This window comes from Rhizobium sp. 2MFCol3.1 (assembly GCF_000377565.1).
In the GTDB taxonomy this organism is placed as follows: Bacteria; Pseudomonadota; Alphaproteobacteria; order Rhizobiales; family Rhizobiaceae; genus Rhizobium.
The window spans coordinates 136463-151401 of the sequence record NZ_KB898368.1 but is presented as its reverse complement, the minus strand read 5'-3'; the positions used below and the strand labels follow the sequence as shown (position 1 = coordinate 151401).

At 59.8% G+C, this 14939-nt stretch carries 17 protein-coding genes and 1 pseudogene; 5 read left to right on the top strand and 13 right to left on the bottom strand.

Features of this window, described 5'->3' with window-relative positions:
• From D460_RS33710 to D460_RS0124845, 3 genes and pseudogenes are all read right to left on the bottom strand, one after another.
• A pseudogene (locus D460_RS33710) lies at positions 1-521 on the bottom strand (3-deoxy-manno-octulosonate cytidylyltransferase); the annotation flags it as partial.
• Positions 518-1042 (bottom strand): acyltransferase, encoded by a 525-nt coding sequence (locus D460_RS0124850; RefSeq protein WP_245267795.1) that lies wholly within the window; start codon positions 1040-1042, stop codon positions 518-520. The gene D460_RS0124850 and the pseudogene D460_RS33710, both read right to left, overlap by 4 nt.
• 39 nt (positions 1043-1081) lie before the next feature.
• A complete protein-coding gene (locus D460_RS0124845) occupies positions 1082-1780 on the bottom strand; it encodes an LPS glycosyltransferase (protein WP_018901312.1) in 699 nt (232 codons plus the stop codon).
• 242 nt (positions 1781-2022) lie between these two features.
• Between D460_RS0124845 and D460_RS0124840 the strand changes: the two genes are divergently transcribed.
• Entirely contained in the window at positions 2023-2493 is a 471-nt protein-coding gene (locus tag D460_RS0124840; protein ID WP_018901311.1) for a GNAT family N-acetyltransferase, read from the top strand.
• A 289-nt stretch (positions 2494-2782) separates the two neighbouring features.
• Here D460_RS0124840 and D460_RS0124835 read toward each other — a convergent pair whose 3' ends face one another.
• The 4 genes from D460_RS0124835 to D460_RS36670 all read right to left on the bottom strand — a co-directional run bounded on the left by D460_RS0124835 (position 2783) and on the right by D460_RS36670 (position 5313).
• A complete protein-coding gene (locus tag D460_RS0124835) occupies positions 2783-3040 on the bottom strand; it encodes a hypothetical protein (RefSeq protein WP_026283510.1) in 258 nt (85 codons plus the stop codon).
• A gap of 124 nt (positions 3041-3164) precedes the next feature.
• The gene (locus tag D460_RS0124830; RefSeq protein WP_026283509.1) at positions 3165-4319 is read right to left on the bottom strand and encodes a YcaO-like family protein; all 1155 of its coding nucleotides are present in this window, start codon (positions 4317-4319) and stop codon (positions 3165-3167) included.
• Positions 4320-4446: 127 nt separating this feature from the next.
• Entirely contained in the window at positions 4447-4875 is a 429-nt protein-coding gene (locus tag D460_RS0124825) for a helix-turn-helix transcriptional regulator (RefSeq protein ID WP_018901308.1), read from the bottom strand.
• A 99-nt stretch (positions 4876-4974) separates the two neighbouring features.
• Positions 4975-5313, bottom strand: coding sequence for a hypothetical protein (locus tag D460_RS36670; protein WP_210162761.1), 339 nt, complete (start codon positions 5311-5313; stop codon positions 4975-4977).
• Between D460_RS36670 and D460_RS0124820 the strand changes: the two genes are divergently transcribed.
• The gene (locus D460_RS0124820) at positions 5236-5433 is read left to right on the top strand and encodes a hypothetical protein (protein WP_026283508.1); all 198 of its coding nucleotides are present in this window, start codon (positions 5236-5238) and stop codon (positions 5431-5433) included. The two genes, D460_RS36670 and D460_RS0124820, sit on opposite strands and share 78 nt — an antisense overlap.
• On the opposite strand, the gene D460_RS36115 is transcribed toward D460_RS0124820, so the two are convergent.
• The gene (locus tag D460_RS36115; RefSeq protein WP_026283507.1) at positions 5430-5615 is read right to left on the bottom strand and encodes a hypothetical protein; all 186 of its coding nucleotides are present in this window, start codon (positions 5613-5615) and stop codon (positions 5430-5432) included. The genes D460_RS0124820 and D460_RS36115 overlap by 4 nt on opposite strands.
• 69 nt (positions 5616-5684) lie before the next feature.
• Between D460_RS36115 and D460_RS0124810 the strand changes: the two genes are divergently transcribed.
• A complete protein-coding gene (locus D460_RS0124810) occupies positions 5685-7037 on the top strand; it encodes an O-antigen ligase family protein (protein WP_245267794.1) in 1353 nt (450 codons plus the stop codon).
• A 22-nt stretch (positions 7038-7059) separates the two neighbouring features.
• Here D460_RS0124810 and D460_RS0124805 read toward each other — a convergent pair whose 3' ends face one another.
• The 5 genes from D460_RS0124805 to D460_RS0124785 form a co-directional block, all read right to left on the bottom strand.
• Complete coding sequence (locus D460_RS0124805; protein ID WP_018901304.1) at positions 7060-7638, bottom strand: sugar transferase; 579 nt, start codon at positions 7636-7638, stop codon at positions 7060-7062.
• A 1-nt stretch (position 7639) separates the two neighbouring features.
• Positions 7640-8575 (bottom strand): NAD-dependent epimerase/dehydratase family protein, encoded by a 936-nt coding sequence (locus D460_RS0124800; protein WP_018901303.1) that lies wholly within the window; start codon positions 8573-8575, stop codon positions 7640-7642.
• Between the two features lie 43 nt (positions 8576-8618).
• Positions 8619-10535, bottom strand: coding sequence for a nucleoside-diphosphate sugar epimerase/dehydratase (locus tag D460_RS0124795; protein WP_018901302.1), 1917 nt, complete (start codon positions 10533-10535; stop codon positions 8619-8621).
• Positions 10536-10616: 81 nt separating this feature from the next.
• Positions 10617-11435, bottom strand: a complete 819-nt coding sequence (locus tag D460_RS0124790; RefSeq protein ID WP_018901301.1) for a glycosyltransferase family 25 protein — start codon at positions 11433-11435, stop codon at positions 10617-10619.
• 361 nt (positions 11436-11796) lie between these two features.
• Positions 11797-12255: an Lrp/AsnC ligand binding domain-containing protein gene (locus D460_RS0124785; RefSeq protein ID WP_018901300.1), complete on the bottom strand. Its 459-nt coding sequence runs from the start codon at positions 12253-12255 to the stop codon at positions 11797-11799.
• Positions 12256-12385: 130 nt separating this feature from the next.
• Here D460_RS0124785 and alr point away from each other — a divergent pair, with 130 nt between their 5' ends.
• Together alr and D460_RS0124775 are read left to right on the top strand one after the other, a co-directional pair.
• Complete coding sequence (gene alr, locus D460_RS0124780; protein ID WP_026283505.1) at positions 12386-13504, top strand: alanine racemase; 1119 nt, start codon at positions 12386-12388, stop codon at positions 13502-13504.
• Complete coding sequence (locus tag D460_RS0124775) at positions 13437-14786, top strand: D-amino acid dehydrogenase (RefSeq protein WP_348625657.1); 1350 nt, start codon at positions 13437-13439, stop codon at positions 14784-14786. The genes alr and D460_RS0124775 overlap by 68 nt, the downstream gene beginning before the upstream one ends.
• Positions 14787-14939 lie beyond the last annotated feature (153 nt).

Here is a 14939-nt window from a genome sequence, read left to right as displayed (position 1 = left end):
AAGCCGGCAAGCGTTATCCTGGTGCCAAGATTGAGCGTTGTCAGCCAGAAGCAGAGCGCAAATCCCGTCGTCGGCACGCTGGCGCGAGGGTAGAACGGCGTGAAGACATCAGTCAGATCGAGGTGCCGGACATGAACATCGCCGAAGTCGGACGCCGGGCTGAGCTGCTCGTCGGGCCCGGCCTTGATGTTCACGACACCGTGGAAGGTGCGCGTGTCGAAATAGGGCAGAACCTTATCGACCTTGCCGCTCTTGACGAGATTGGCGCCCAGCGTTCCGCTTCTCGAAAACAGCATGGAATGGCGGGGGAAGGGTTCGCTCAGAACCTTGAAGACCTTGTTGAAGAAAATGAAGAGCGTTGTGTCGGGAAAGCGCCTTTTCAGCTCCTCGATATCCACCTCATCGCTGTTTGCGACCAGAACGACATCGCTATAGTCAGCCAGCAGCGACCTCCACTCCTCCGCGGCAGCCGCAGCAGGGTTGGTCGTCCTGAAGCCGGTGTCTCCATCCCTGTCGATCATCGTTCCCTCCCTGTCGTGTCGGGCGCTTTCATATCGGGCAAGGCGCGCTTTTTGACTAAGCGCGCGGGCGAGCCCACATAGACACCAAACGGCTCTGTCGCCCCCTTGACGACGCTATTCGCACCGATGACGCAGCCGTCTGCGATGTTGCTGCCGGCAAGCACCTTGGCACCCGCGCCGATCCAGACGTCCCTGCCGATCTCCACCCTGCCCTTTTTGATCGGCTGATCCCTGATGAGAACAGTGGAGTCCTCGTAGCTGTGCTCGAACGAGACGATGACGACATGTGCCGCGATCCTGGTACTGTCTCCGATCCTGACACCGCCATGTCCCAGCACGATCGAGTAATCGTTGAGCGAGACATTGTTTCCGATCTCGATCTTACCGCTCTGCGCATCGAGGACCACACCACATTCAGTGAAGAGCCGGTCACCGATTTCGATCTTGCCGTGCCGATAGCGAAGCTTCGGCAGATACGGCATATTCGGGCGATACCCGATCCGCAGCGCTCCGCCTGACAAGGCGGCGCGGAGGCGCGCCAGAAATCCGAGGTTCACCGGTCACACAGGTGCGAAATGCGGGTCGAGCGCGCGTGCCTTTTCAAGCCAGACATCCGCGTATTCGACGTCCTGCCAATTGTGAAACCACGGGCCGCCATTGGTGTAGTGGACGGCCTTCGGAAGGCCTTGGGTTGGCTTGGTGCTCCAGCCTTCCAGCCAGTTCCATTCTTCCGGTATCTCGCCGATCTCGCTGTCATCCGCCCACTGAAGGCGGTGAAGATAGGCGCCGGTCTGCGAATTGACGAGCTCGGGCGTCAGCTGGCGGGTGGAAGGGTGCTCGCAATTGAACAGCATGAACGAGGACCAGTTCTTGCGGGGGTAATTGGTCTGCACCTTGCCATCCATCTTCACGCCCTCCTTGGGGGTGTAATCGTGATGGACGCAGGCAACCGCCTTGCTGTCGTCCTTGTAGCGCAGGAGGTCGGCGACATCGCCGAAGAAGAGGAAGTCGCAGTCGCAAAACAGCGCCCAGCCCTTGTAACCGGCAAGCCAGGGCGTGAAGAAACGGGAATAGGTAAACTCGGTCGATGCGAGAGGGTCTACTTCGCGGGTGTACACACCCCGATCAACAAGCTCCTGCAGCTTGATGGGGTGTACCTCGACACCAATCGATGCGTTCTTGAGCAACGTGGCCTTGGCAACCTGGTAGGCAATATCTTCGCGGGAATCCCATCCAATATAAACTGTCAAATCCGCCATGCATTTCCTCCAAACGTCAGCGCGAAACAGTCGAAGTTAAGGATCTGGAATGCTGAATGCTAAAGTCAACATCGGAACGCGATCATATCCGCGCGCTCGCCCTACTTGCATTCGGGGATGTACGTAGCGCGCTTTTGATTCACCCGTAGGCTGTGTCACGTCGAAGTCACAACATCTGCAGGCATGCTTATGTTTTATTGTGCCGGTTAACGCAAAAGAGCATCGGTCGGTAGCAGGTTCGTATGACGTTCAGCGTAAGACGAATTGATCAGGCAGAGGCGCTGGCCAGCGCGGACATCATCGTCAAGGCATATGCCGCTCCCCCCTGGGAGGAGCGCTGGGATCTGGACAATGCCAGGCGACGCCTGGCCGAATTGTGTTCATCAGCCGGCACTATAGCCTTGGCGGCCTTCGACAGCGATCAGATCGTTGGTTTCGTGTTCGCCTCGCCATATACATCGGCGATCGGCACGGGCCTATACATTGCCGAGATCGCCATCTCGCCATCGCATCAGAGGATGGGAATCGGCACCATGCTTCTCTCGCATATCGAGCGCGAAGCGGTGCGGTTGCGCTACAAGCAAATATGGCTGGTGTCCCGCCAGGCCGGCGGCGTTGCGGACTACTACCGCGCCAATGGCTTCGATCAGTCGAAAAACCTGTGCGTCTATGCGAAAGCCGTCGAACAACCGGCGGCTTCACACGTAGCCTAGAGCCTTTCCTGGTTAGATTGAAGCATTCTGCCGGAGCAGGTTTTCGTCAGGGCAAAGGCGATTGGCGAAGGGCATACCTCGGGTACGGTCGAGCCGATCGCCTTTGCCCTGGCGGAAAGATGCCCGGCCCCTGCGGGGTTGGCTGAAACGGGCCGCCTGATCGTCCGGCCGGCTTGGCCGTATGCGTTGGCTACGACGCGCGCCGGCCGGGCGGCCATCCGACTCCGTTTGAGCCAACAGAATGCTTCAATCTAACCAGGAAAGGCTCTAGGAGGGCCGAGCCTGTTCGTCAGTGGGTGTTGCGACGGTCTGTCGTTGTGTCGAGGTAAGGGGCGATCATCTCGACGTTCGGGGATGCAAGTATCTCGCGGTTGACCGCCTGCATGGCAAGTTCAAGCCAATGCATGGCGCCGACAAGCTCGACATCCTCAGCAGCGCATCGCGCATAGCCGATCAGACGCGAGAGCGCCGCGAGTTCCTTCATCTCTTCAACCGATCGGACATTACCGCGTCGATCTTCCCCGTCGCTTTTGGGTACAGCACTCATATTTCTTCTCCGCCAACTGGGAGCAGCATAAGATAGCCGGGTGCGTCGCGCCCGTGAATAAAGCGTGAAACAACTTGAAGGTGCTGAAACCTATCAGCTTTCCGCGCCAGTCACGATCAGACCGTCACGACAGAAAGGCTTTCGAGAGAGCCCGGCTACCAAATCGCCGCTTCCTCCTGCCCTCGGGATTTTCCAGTTCCGGTACGAAGACCTTCACGACACTGAAGGGGAGATCGGGTTCACCCAAGGTCAACGCCGCCACCGTCGTGATACCCGCATCGCGCAAGGCATCCAGCGTGAAAGCAAGGCACTGCTGGAGCGAAAGCCCAATGAGAGGCGCACTTACCGGCGTCTTGACCGGCGCGGCCAGAAAACTCCGGCGCAGCTGGTCCGGCAATGCCGCCAGAAACATGTCAGGCGAGATGTCGTCGCGCGCACCGCTGATAAAGGTCAGCCGCGATTGGACCGCCTCGGTCACGGCGCGGATGATGGCTCTCACCGGCGAAGGATGGGCGCCGCTGCCACCCGTAACCTCGGTGAAACGCACCTCCGCACCTGATAGAACCGACTTTGGTCCCAACAACGCGGTGAAACACGGAACCGCTATATCGCTGCCAATGTCGAACACCTTCAGCACCAGGCCAGCGGTCTCGACCTTTCGCACCAGTCCGTTCAGAACCTCATCGCCGAACGCGGTTGGATCGACGCACGTCGCATGCCGATGATCGCTATCGCCGATCTGCCAGAGAACGAACGCATCGCGCTCGATACGCTCGAGCGTCCCATGCAGCACTGCCTCATCAAGGCTGTTTCCTGAGGCAAGACCATCCGACGACACCCAGAAACGGCTATCATGCCGCCGGTCCAAAACGGCGGCTTCCAGCGGGATATGAATGGGCGTGCCGGATAGCAACTCCCGCGCGGTCGCCCATTCCACGATGTTATCCAAGCCGATATCGGCCTTGCGCAAGCCGATCAGGCCATCAAGCGTCGCCAGCCGATGCCCCCGCTCCTGAAGCTGCCTCGCTGTTGCATCAAAGGATGGGACTGCGGGACGGCTGGCAACGGCCCTTTCCAGCGCCTCCATGACCGCCGACACCTTGGCGTCTTCGTCCGACAACCCCTTGCCTTGGGCGATCACGGCCGACCGTGCATTTGGCGCATAGGCGCACCAAACGGGTACTCCGATGTGATCCAGTCCTGTGTGGCGCGCAATGCGCGTAATCCCGAAACGCTGAAGCAGGGGCATCACGCGCAGGAGCGTCTCGGACGCGGGCATGGTCCGATCGGAATAGCTCGGGATCGGAGAGAAATCAGTCAGGACCGCTCACCCGTTGGTCGCGACCGACGGGAAGGCATTGCCGGAGACCAGCCAAAACGCATCATCGCCGGCACCTACATCAATCTTAAGTCTGATCGGCGCCGTCGCGGTCGGCGATGACGATACCCGAGGAGCCAAGGCTGCGCGTCAGCGCTAGCAATTTCTGGCGCACATTCGGGTCTTCTATCGCGATGAAGGCCTTGCCGAGCGCTATGCCTTCCTTCGAGGCCATGAAGGCGGCGACGGCGTCCGTTTCCGGCCGCACGCTGTCATCCCCCGTTGCCCCAACGCCATCCTCGAAGAAATAGCCAACGGTGACACCGAAAATTTCGGCCATCCGCAAAAGCCGGCTCGCGCCGATACGGTTTATGCCTTTTTCGTATTTCTGAATCTGCTGAAAAGTTATGCCCAGGGCTTCGGCGAGGCTGGCCTGGCTCATGCCGAGCATCTTGCGGCGCAGCCTTACCCGTTCCCCGACATAGCCGTCGATCGCGTTCGTCGATTTCGCCTTCATGGCGTCCCTCGCCTACAATATTAGGAATATTGGCGCATAATGAAGCCGTCGCCAAAAAATGCAACTAAAAGTAAAGAACCGCCGGAAAATCTTTTTGCTTCATCTTGAATGTTGCAGAAACAGGCGGCACACGCCCTGCGAGGTAGGCAACACTCTTCTATCTTTTAAGGTTAAGTAATTTAAAAGAACCACTTTAAATGGTGTCACATCGATTTCACGCAATTCACGGGACTTACGCTCTATACTGGCAAGTGAAGATCGGGGCATGCGTGTGGCCATGGTCGCGTTTGCGGCTATCAGCGCCGGAGCAATCTGGACACGGAACTTCGTTTCAGGCGCAGCACATTGGGGACAAACGCCATGCAGATACCTGCCATTGAAATTAGTCACGCCGACCGATTGTTGGCCTGCCGTCAGCAGATTGAGGAAGCCGTTCATCAGATGATCTTCGGCGAAAAGCAGGTGGAATTTTCGCCTGCAGAAATCGCGATGGCCATCGCCGATATTGCCGACGATTATATCCTCACTCTCGCCAAGCAGAACCGCGCAACCCACTAGTGGACGTGGCCGGACCATCGCTCAGGATTTCCAGTGACGATGATGTCGCGCCCATGTTGTTTTGCGACAACGGCCATTTTTTTGGGCTGGACGACGCAGATGGCAGACTTGTCGGCCATACTATTTTCGTAAATATGGTTTTCATCAAACAACCGTGCCGTGCTCGTGAAGAGATGCGGCATTCGTCATGTCGGTGATGAGAGCGGCCGTCGACATTGACGCATGGAAAAGCGCGCGAACAGAAGTACAAAGTGTTGGATAATTCGTTCCGCGCATCCAGCGCAGCCATGAGCCTGCCCCTTCGACTGTTCGGCTGCCTTCTGTGGCTGCTCTCGCCCTCCGCTTTGCTGGTCGAAAGCGACACCTATCGTTACGCCTCGGCCATATTGGCCATCATCGCGCTGGTCTACTATATGAAGGAGCCCTCGCGCCCACGCACGAACTGGCTGGGCTGGCTTTGTATGGGATGGGGAGCTTTTGTTATCCTGCGTTTCGGCTATATTTACGCGACCACGGAACACCATGATTACGGCGGGTCAGACTGGCTCTTTGCGTTCCCGCTGTTCTTCCCGATCCTGGGTATTGCGTTCGCGCTCTACGAAAGCCAGATGGAGAAGATCATCGCCGCCTTTTTCGTCGTGGCCTCGATCATGCTTGCGGTCACCGTAGCCCTCACCATCAGCACGATCACGACCGGCGTCGCCGTCATCCCACTCATTATGAACAATCAGATCCATGGAGCCGTCGCCTGCGGCCTGATCTTCGTATCGACGACCTTCTGGCTGCTGCACTACGTGACCACGCCGAACGCCGATCCGCGTTTCGCGCGCCTGGCGCAGGTAATCGCGCCGATCATTCTCGTTCTCTGTCTCATCGCCATCTATGGCGCGAAATCCAAGGGTGTGTGGCTGGCCATGGCGTTCACGCTGCCCGTCATCGCCGTGCTCGGCCTGCGCTATATCAGGATACGCGCCCGCAGCGGATTGCTGATCGCCTGCGCCGCAATCCTGTTCGTCGGCGGTATCTATGTCGTCCGTCACAACCTCGACAAGACGGCGGGACCGACGGTGCGTGCGACCGCGTCGATGATCGTCGGCATTATCGGCAGTTCGAATAGTGGCGATGCGGTCACGCAGGCGATCCAGTCTGGCGAAACGCCCACAGCGATGGATGAGCGGCTGCAGCTATGGTCGAACGGCTGGGAGCTTTTCTCATCAGCGCCCGTCTTTGGTTGGGGCAATGAATGGCTGGAGCGCTGGCAGCACACGCGCTACTCGCACGTGGCCTACACGCTGCTGCACAATGGCTATCTGGAGATACTGGTCCGGTTCGGTCTCTTCGGCGCCTTCGTCATGGCGTTTATTCTGGCAAGCTTCATCGTTTCGGTTCGCAAAGCGTATCGCCAGGGCCTCATTCCCCGCGCTGCGATGCACACCTATCTCGTCTGCATTTTCTTCTTCGCGCTGACGCTTCTCAGCAATTCCAACAACCGGCTGGCGATCGGCGAGAGCCTGGCGCTCGTCACATCGGCCTTCGCCTGCTGGTGCAATCTGCGCTTGCGCCCGGCCGCAGCGGAAGCATCCCACCTGCCGGCAGCGGCGTAGGCGTCGAGTAAAGCGCCGCGAATTACTTTCGCGCGGCGTCGCCCTTGCCCTTGCCCATGACGGAGCCGAGGATCATCGCGATATCGTTCCAGAGGCTGGCGGTTTTGACATATTCGGCGTCGGCCGTGGCGAGCTTTTCGGGCGTTGACATGTCGATGCCCGCAATCTGCGCGAGGCCGGTGATGCCGGGGCGAACAGCAAATACGCCCTTGGCCCTGCGGGCAGCGATGACATCCGGCTGGCTCGGCAGGCACGGACGCGGACCGACGAGGCTCATCTCACCCTTCAGCACATTCACCAGCTGTGGAAGCTCATCGAGCTTGTAGGCGCGAAGCGTCTTGCCGATCGGCGTGATCCAGGATTCCGCCGCATCGTGCGAGCCGACATTCGGCGTTCCGGCCGCCATTGTCCTGAACTTCAGGCAGGTGAACGGCACTTCGTCTCGGCCCACTCTCAACTGGCGGAAGAACGCGCCGCCGGGCGAGGAGCGCCGGACCATGATGGTCAGCACAAGCAACACGGGTGACAGGACGACCAGCCCACCCAAGGCGGCGCAGAAATCGAAGGCCCGTTTTATCCCCTGGTTCAGCGTCGATGTCATCTCAGTCCTTCGCGGGTTGTGTGGTGCCGAGCGTGCGCGACAGCCCGTCGCTCATGTCGAATGGCGGAACCCAGCCAAGACGACGGCTGGTTTCGGAGATGTCTACTTCGAGCGACCGCGTCAGGCGATTGACCAGTTCCCGCTTACCCGTGATGCCGCCAGCAAGCTCCAGGAGCGCCGGTGGAAATGGCAGCAGCAGGGTCGATGATCCGGTCGCCGACGCGATGAGGCGTATCAGCTCTGGCGTCGATGGGCTTTTGCGGTCGGCAGCCATGAACGTGCCGCCTGCGGCATCCGGGTGGGTTGCGGCGGTCACGATCAGATCGGTCAGGTTCTCGAGATAGACCATCGAGCGGCGATTTTTGATCGAGGCAAAGGGCAACGGCAAGCCTCGCTGAGCGAGCCGCACCAGAGCCTGGAAACTCCCCTTCATACCGGGGCCGTAGACGAGGGGAGACCTGACAATGACGACCTCCATTGTCGTGCTCGCGGAGAGCGCGCGCAGCCCCTGCTCGGCCTCCAGCTTCGTCCGGCCGTAGTCGGTTTCCGGCGCGGGCGCATCAGCACTTGCGAAGGGCTTGCCCTTCGCCGTCGCCTCGCCGTTCACCTTGATAGAGCTGACGAACACGAACCGCTTGACGCCGGCGATTGCGGCCTGACGTGCCAGATTGAGCGTTCCCTCGACGTTCACCGACCGATATTCCGCGAGAACGGCTGGGGAACCCTCGACGACGTTCTGATTGACCGCCGCCAGATGGACGACGGTATCGATGCCGGCAAGAGCGGCCGACCAGTCGGTGCTACCGCCTATATCGCCGACAGCAAAGAGCTCGCCGCCGCCCTGTCTGCTGGTTGCCCGAAACGGCATGCCGCGCTGACGCAAGGTCTTCATGAGACCCCGTCCGACGAAGCCCGAGGCGCCGGTTACGAGAAACATGTGGGGCTCCGCTTGAAGGCGCCTTTTGGCGGAACGCATATCGTCATTGCGATACTTCCTGCCTGAGCGCCACGAGATCCACGACGCCCTCCATCGGGCTATATCCCGGCACAAGATCGCTCAACGCCGCCTTGAGACGTCTTGCGTCGCCATCGCGCGCGAGATCAGCAAGTCGGTCGAGCTTGGCCGACAGTTGCGCCCAGCCAAGGAATTGCTCGCGCGCGCGTCGAATTTTCGAATGGTCGGTGACCTCGGGATTATCGTTGATCAGCAGCTCTTCGTAGAGCTTCTCTCCCGGGCGCAGACCCGTCGTCACGATGCTGATATCGCCGCTGGGGTTCTGCTCGTCCTGGACAGTGAGGCCCGACAGTTCGACCATGCGGCGCGCGAGGTCGATGATCTTCACCGGCTCGCCCATGTCGAGCAGGTACACATCGCCACCGGTCGCCATAGCACCTGCCTGGATGACGAGCTGGGCTGCTTCCGGCACGGTCATGAAGAAGCGCGTGATATCCTCATGCGTCAGCGTAATCGGACCGCCGCGGCTGATCTGCTGGCGAAAGAGCGGAACAACAGAGCCCGATGAGCCAAGTACGTTACCGAAGCGGACCATGGAGAAGGTCGTGTTCCTCCGTTCTTCGGCGAGCGCCTGCAGGATCATTTCGGCCAGCCGCTTCGTGGCACCCATGACATTGGTTGGGCGAACCGCCTTGTCGGTGCTGACGAGAATCATGCGCTCGACGCCGGCGGCCAAGGCGGCCTTGGAGACAGTCAGCGTTCCGAAGACATTCGTCTTCACACCTTCGGCCGGATTTTGCTCGACGAGTGGTACATGCTTATAGGCGGCGGCATGATAGACGGTCGCAGGTTTCCAGGTCTGGAGGATCGTGCTGATGCGGTGTTCGTCGCAAACGTCCGCCAGCAGCGGAACGATCGGAAACGGTGGCTCCTCACTATCACCAGCCAATTCGCCCTGGAGCGAATAAATGCCGAACTCGTTCTGGTCCAAAAGCAGCAGTGCCTTGGGGCCAAGCTTTGCGATTTCGCGGCACAACTGGCTTCCGATCGAGCCGGCCGCCCCGGTCACCAAGACGATCCGATCTCGGACGTTCTGCTCCAGCAATGCCTTGTTCGGCAGCACCGCCGTGCGGCCCAGAAGGTCTTCGACATCAAGGTCCTGAAGGTCAGTCAGCTGTGCCTGTCCGGTGGCAATCGCGCTGATATCGGGAACCGTGCGAACGGCGACCTTGGCGGAACGCAGGCGCTCGATAATCTCGTTGCGTCGACCGCGATCGATTTGCGGGAGCGCGAGGAGAACGGTTTTGACCTCGAGATCCGCGCACACCTTCTCGATGTTGAGAGGGCTGTAGATCTTTACGCCGTTCAGCGACATGCCCTTGAGGCCGCGATCGTCATCGAGAAAGCCGACGACCTTGAACTCGGCCGAGTGGCCCAGGGCGCTTACCAGCTGACGTCCCTGCGTGCCGGCGCCATAGACCAGGGTGCGGATCGGTGCGGCCTCGCCCAGAATCTCGCTGTAGGCATCGTAGAGGAAATAGCGCGCCACGAAACGCGACAGGCCAACGGCGAGAAGGAGCAGCATCGGCTGCAGGATGCCGACGGTGCGCGGGATGCTCGGCACGCTGATGACCGTGAAGATCACCATGTAGACGGCGCCGTAGATCAGCACGCACTTGATGACCGTCGAAAAGGCAGCCCAGCCCATGAAGCGGAAGATGGCGCGGTAAAGACCGAAGGTGATGAACAAAGGCAGCGCGATGACGAGCGAAACGGGGATCGTCCAGAACTGCACACCCGTCATCAGGTACCAGTCGTTGAAGCGAAAGCAGAAGGCGATCCAGACCGTGATGATGCACAGGCAGGCATCGAATAGCAGCGCGATGACCCGCTTCGCTGGCCGCGGCAATGCAAGAACTCGCTGAACGTAGTTGTCAAACATGGCGCTGGCTCAATCGTGACGGATTTAGCAATAGCGGCCGACACGCGATGCTATAGCAATAAATGGCTCGGAACAGATGGCTCATGAGACTGCGTACCGCACCCGGCGAAAGAGTTCCACCATGCGCCAGATATGGGTTGGAATTTTACGGAAGCCGCGCAGCTTGATCGAGCGATACCGCGCGCGATCGGCGATCTGGCTCTCTTTCGACCGAACCGACAAGGTGATCAGATCGTCCTTCAGCGTATAGACCTTGACGCCGGTCGCCCAACCACGCTCAAGCGCAACGTCGTAGGGGCATGTGATCACCTTGAGGGCATCAACAAGCTTGCGCGCGCCGGCGCGGGTGACGAGGTAGCAGGCAGCCGACCCCTGCGGCCCGAACAGACACTTTCCGATCACATCGCCACCGACCGACCGCGCGATTGGCCGGAACCAGACGACGCGGTGGTTCAGCAGCTTGATGACTTCGGCGAATGGTGCAGCCTGGTGCGCGCTGTAAGCGCGCGAGACGAGGTCGGCGCTGAGATTGACGTCATCCTCCATGATGACGGCGCACTCGGCCTCGCTTTCCAGAAACGCGTTGAGCGCTCTGACATGGGCGAGATAGCAGCCGTACTCCTGCGGCAGCATAGGACGACTGCTGCCGCGCATGAAGGCCGCACGGTCATAATCGGGCCATTGCGCAGCGTTCGCGGCATCGATCTCGACGCCAGGGATGCGCTGGACATCAAGGCCGAATTCTTCGGCCTGGCTATCGATATGGTGCCAGCGGTCGATGGAGCGATCGAGGTTGATCACATAGGACACGATTTCCCGCCGAGACAGGGCCTCGCCCGTTCCAGATCGGCGCGCATTGCTGATTTCAGCCGCGCTCTCTGTCTGCTGGCGTTCACGCACAGTGGTCTCCTGGGGCATCCATCGGGCGCCAAATTGCTACAGGTTTCTTCGCTGGACACACGTCTTAGCCAACCGCGACAGCCATTAATATGTATGCGAGGCGCGTGCAAGAACTACCCAAGCGGGCAAAGCGTTTTCACCGGGAGAGTGGCTCAAACGCCAGCCTGCGCCCGCCAACACACTGAATGGCGTCTCGCCGAAGGATAGCAATCCAGCGATCTTTCCGCATCCGCGACAGTTGTTTTCGCCTGTAGTCACACTGCGCGGCGGCAATTTTCCTCAACTGTCATCGCTTCCTCCGACCTATCAATCCGACACGTTCGCGCCAAACAGGCGTTGCAACCTAGAGGCACCATCCGGATCAGCCCTTTCGTGGTCCCCGCTTGAGCACGTCCCTGATCGAAAAGCTCGAATGGATACGTGCGACGCCAGGCAAGGTCGACAGGATATCCTTGTGGATTCGCTCGAAATCGCGTGCGCTTTCGACCTCGACCTTAAGAATATAGTCCGATCCGCCGGTCATCAGGAAGCATTCCTGGATCTCCGGATATCGGCGGATGGCCGCCTCGAACCTGTTCAGATGCTCCTCGGTCTGCCGATCGAGCGTGATGTTGACGATAACTGCAAGCGCATCATCGCTATCCGAGGTGCCGATCAAGGCCGTGTAGCCCCTGATATGGCCCGATTTTTCGAGCCTCGCTATGCGTCGAAGGCAGGCCGACGGTGAAAGGCCGACTTCCGCCGCGAGTGCCGTGTTGGCGATGCGCGCATTCAATCGGAGTTGCCGGACAATGTTACGATCGATCGCATCCAGGATCATGCGCAATAATTCCTCTTTTGACGCTCGATAATTTCGTAATCATCGATCGATTGCAATATTGCAAAGCTGATCACCAAGAAATTGCTCGATTATTTCGCTATCTTCATGACAACAATCAAAGGGGATCATGATGGACGCTGCCGTCGCAAATATTCTCAGTGATGACGCGTTGTCGGGCGTTCTCACGATCGATCTCGACGCAATCAGGGCGAATTACCGGCTCCTCGCAAATCACGTCGCGCCATCGATTTGCGGCGCTGTCGTCAAGGCAGATGCTTATGGCCTGGGCGCAGATCGCGTCGCCGGTGCTCTGGCTCTGGAGGGCTGCCGCCACTTCTTCGTGGCACACCTCGTCGAAGCCAGAAACCTCAAGCGATATTTGCCAACAGACGCCAAGCTCTTTGTTCTGAACGGTTTAATGCCCGGTGGTGAAGAATTTGCCGCCGCCAACGGGATCATCCCGGTTCTCAACTCGATGGCGCAGCTTCATAACTGGTCTCTTGCCGCCGAACGGCGCGGCGTCCGCCTTCCCGCCGTGCTTCAGTTCGACACCGGCATGTCGCGCCTTGGCCTGAGCGTGGCGGACGCATCGGTTCTCGCGGAAGATCATACGCTGCTACGAGATATCGACTTGCAGTTCATCATGAGCCACCTGGCCAGCGCGGATGAGAGCGACAACCCGCAGAACGCTGCGCAGCTTGCCGTCATGCAGGATCTCGCGACCTCCTTTCCGCAGGCCAAGCTGTGCTTCGCCAATTCGGGCGGCATTCTGCTCAGCTCTGACTTTCATGGCGACATGGTGCGGCCGGGGATCGCGCTTTATGGCGGCGCGGCAAGCGATCGCATCGCCAATCCGATGAAACCGGTTGTTCAACTCAGTGTCCGCGTCGTCCAGACGCACACCGTGCCCGAAGGCGCACTGGTGGGTTATGCCGGTATTTACCTGGCCCCGTCGGAGATGCGGCTTGCGACGCTCGCCGCTGGCTATGCCGATGGCTTGCCGAGAAGCCTTAGCGGACGTGGCGCGGCCTATCTTGAGGGCCAGCGCCTGCCGATCGTTGGCCGCGTGTCCATGGACAGCATGACGATCGACATTTCATCTCTTCCGGCCGATGCGATTGGTCTTGGCAGCCTCGTCGAACTGATCGGCGCCGATCAAAGCCTTGAGGACATCGCACGCGATGCCGGCACCATTTCGTATGAGATACTCACGGGCCTCGGCCAGCGCTATCATCGCCAATACATCTGATAAAAAAGCATACATAAGAGGGGCAAACATGAAAGTCACAGTTCTCGGCGCCGGCGTCATCGGGGTCACCAGCGCCTACTATCTGGCCAAGGCGGGGCATCAGGTCACCGTTATCGACCGGCAGTCCGGCCCGGCTCTCGAAACCAGCTTCGCCAATGCCGGCGAAGTGTCTTTCGGATATTGCTCTCCGTGGGCAGCGCCGGGTATTCCGCAAAAGGCACTGAAGTGGCTGTTCATGGAGCATGCGCCGCTCGTCCTCCGTCCGAAGGTGGACTACGCGATGATCTCCTGGATGATCAGGATGCTCGCCAACTGCACATCCGAACGCTACGCGATCAACAAGTCGCGCATGCTGCGCCTTGCCGATTACAGCCGCCTGTCGCTGGCCGAGCTGCGCGCCGAGACCGATATCGCCTATGACGAGCGCATGCAGGGCACGCTACAGCTTTTCCGCACGCAGGCGCAGCTCGATGCGTCGGCCAAGGATGTGAAGGCGCTGGCGGCTGACGGCATTCCCTACGAAGTGCTGGACCGTGAGGGTTGCATCCGCATGGAGCCAGCGTTGCGCCACGTCGGCGACAAGATCGTCGGCGGCCTGCTGACGCCCAAGGACGAGACCGGCGATTGCTTCAAGTTCACCAATGCGCTCGCCGCCAAATGCGTGTCGATGGGTGTGACCTTCGACTATGGACGCCAGATCAAGGGGCTTGTGATCGAGGCCGGACAAGCGAAGGGCGTCGTCACCGACACCGGTAAGGTTCTCTCTGATGCCGTCGTCGTTGCGCTCGGCAGCTACTCGCCGCTGCTGTTGAAACCGTCAGGCATCAAGCTTCCGGTTTACCCGGTAAAGGGCTATTCGCTGACCATCCCGATCACCGATGCGTCGCGCGCACCTGAGTCCACGGTCATGGACGAGACCTACAAGATCGCCATCACGCGCCTCGGCGACCGCATCCGTGTCGGCGGCATGGCGGAGATTTCCGGCTATACGAACGACCTCGGCCCCGCGCGCCGGAGAACGCTGGAGCATTCGGTCAGCGATCTCTTCCCCGGCGGCGATCTGAAGGCCGCCAATTATTGGTCCGGACTACGTCCCATGACGCCGGATGGCACGCCGGTCATCGGTGCGACCAACATCCGCAATCTTTTCCTCAACACCGGGCACGGAACGCTTGGCTGGACGATGAGCACCGGCTCCGCACGGGTGCTGACGGATGTCGTCAGTGGCCGAAAGGCGGATATCGACGTCAGCGACCTGTCGCTCGCCCGCTACGGCCGATAAGGGGCGGAATCGCCGGACGATGAAGCTGGATTCGGGGCGCAACCCGGTCCAGCAGCGCGGCTGAGCCGCGCCGCAACGATCGGTCTGACACAGCCATGCATCCGGCAACTTCGTTGCCCGCTGCGGATAAACATCGCAACAATTTGCCATCGC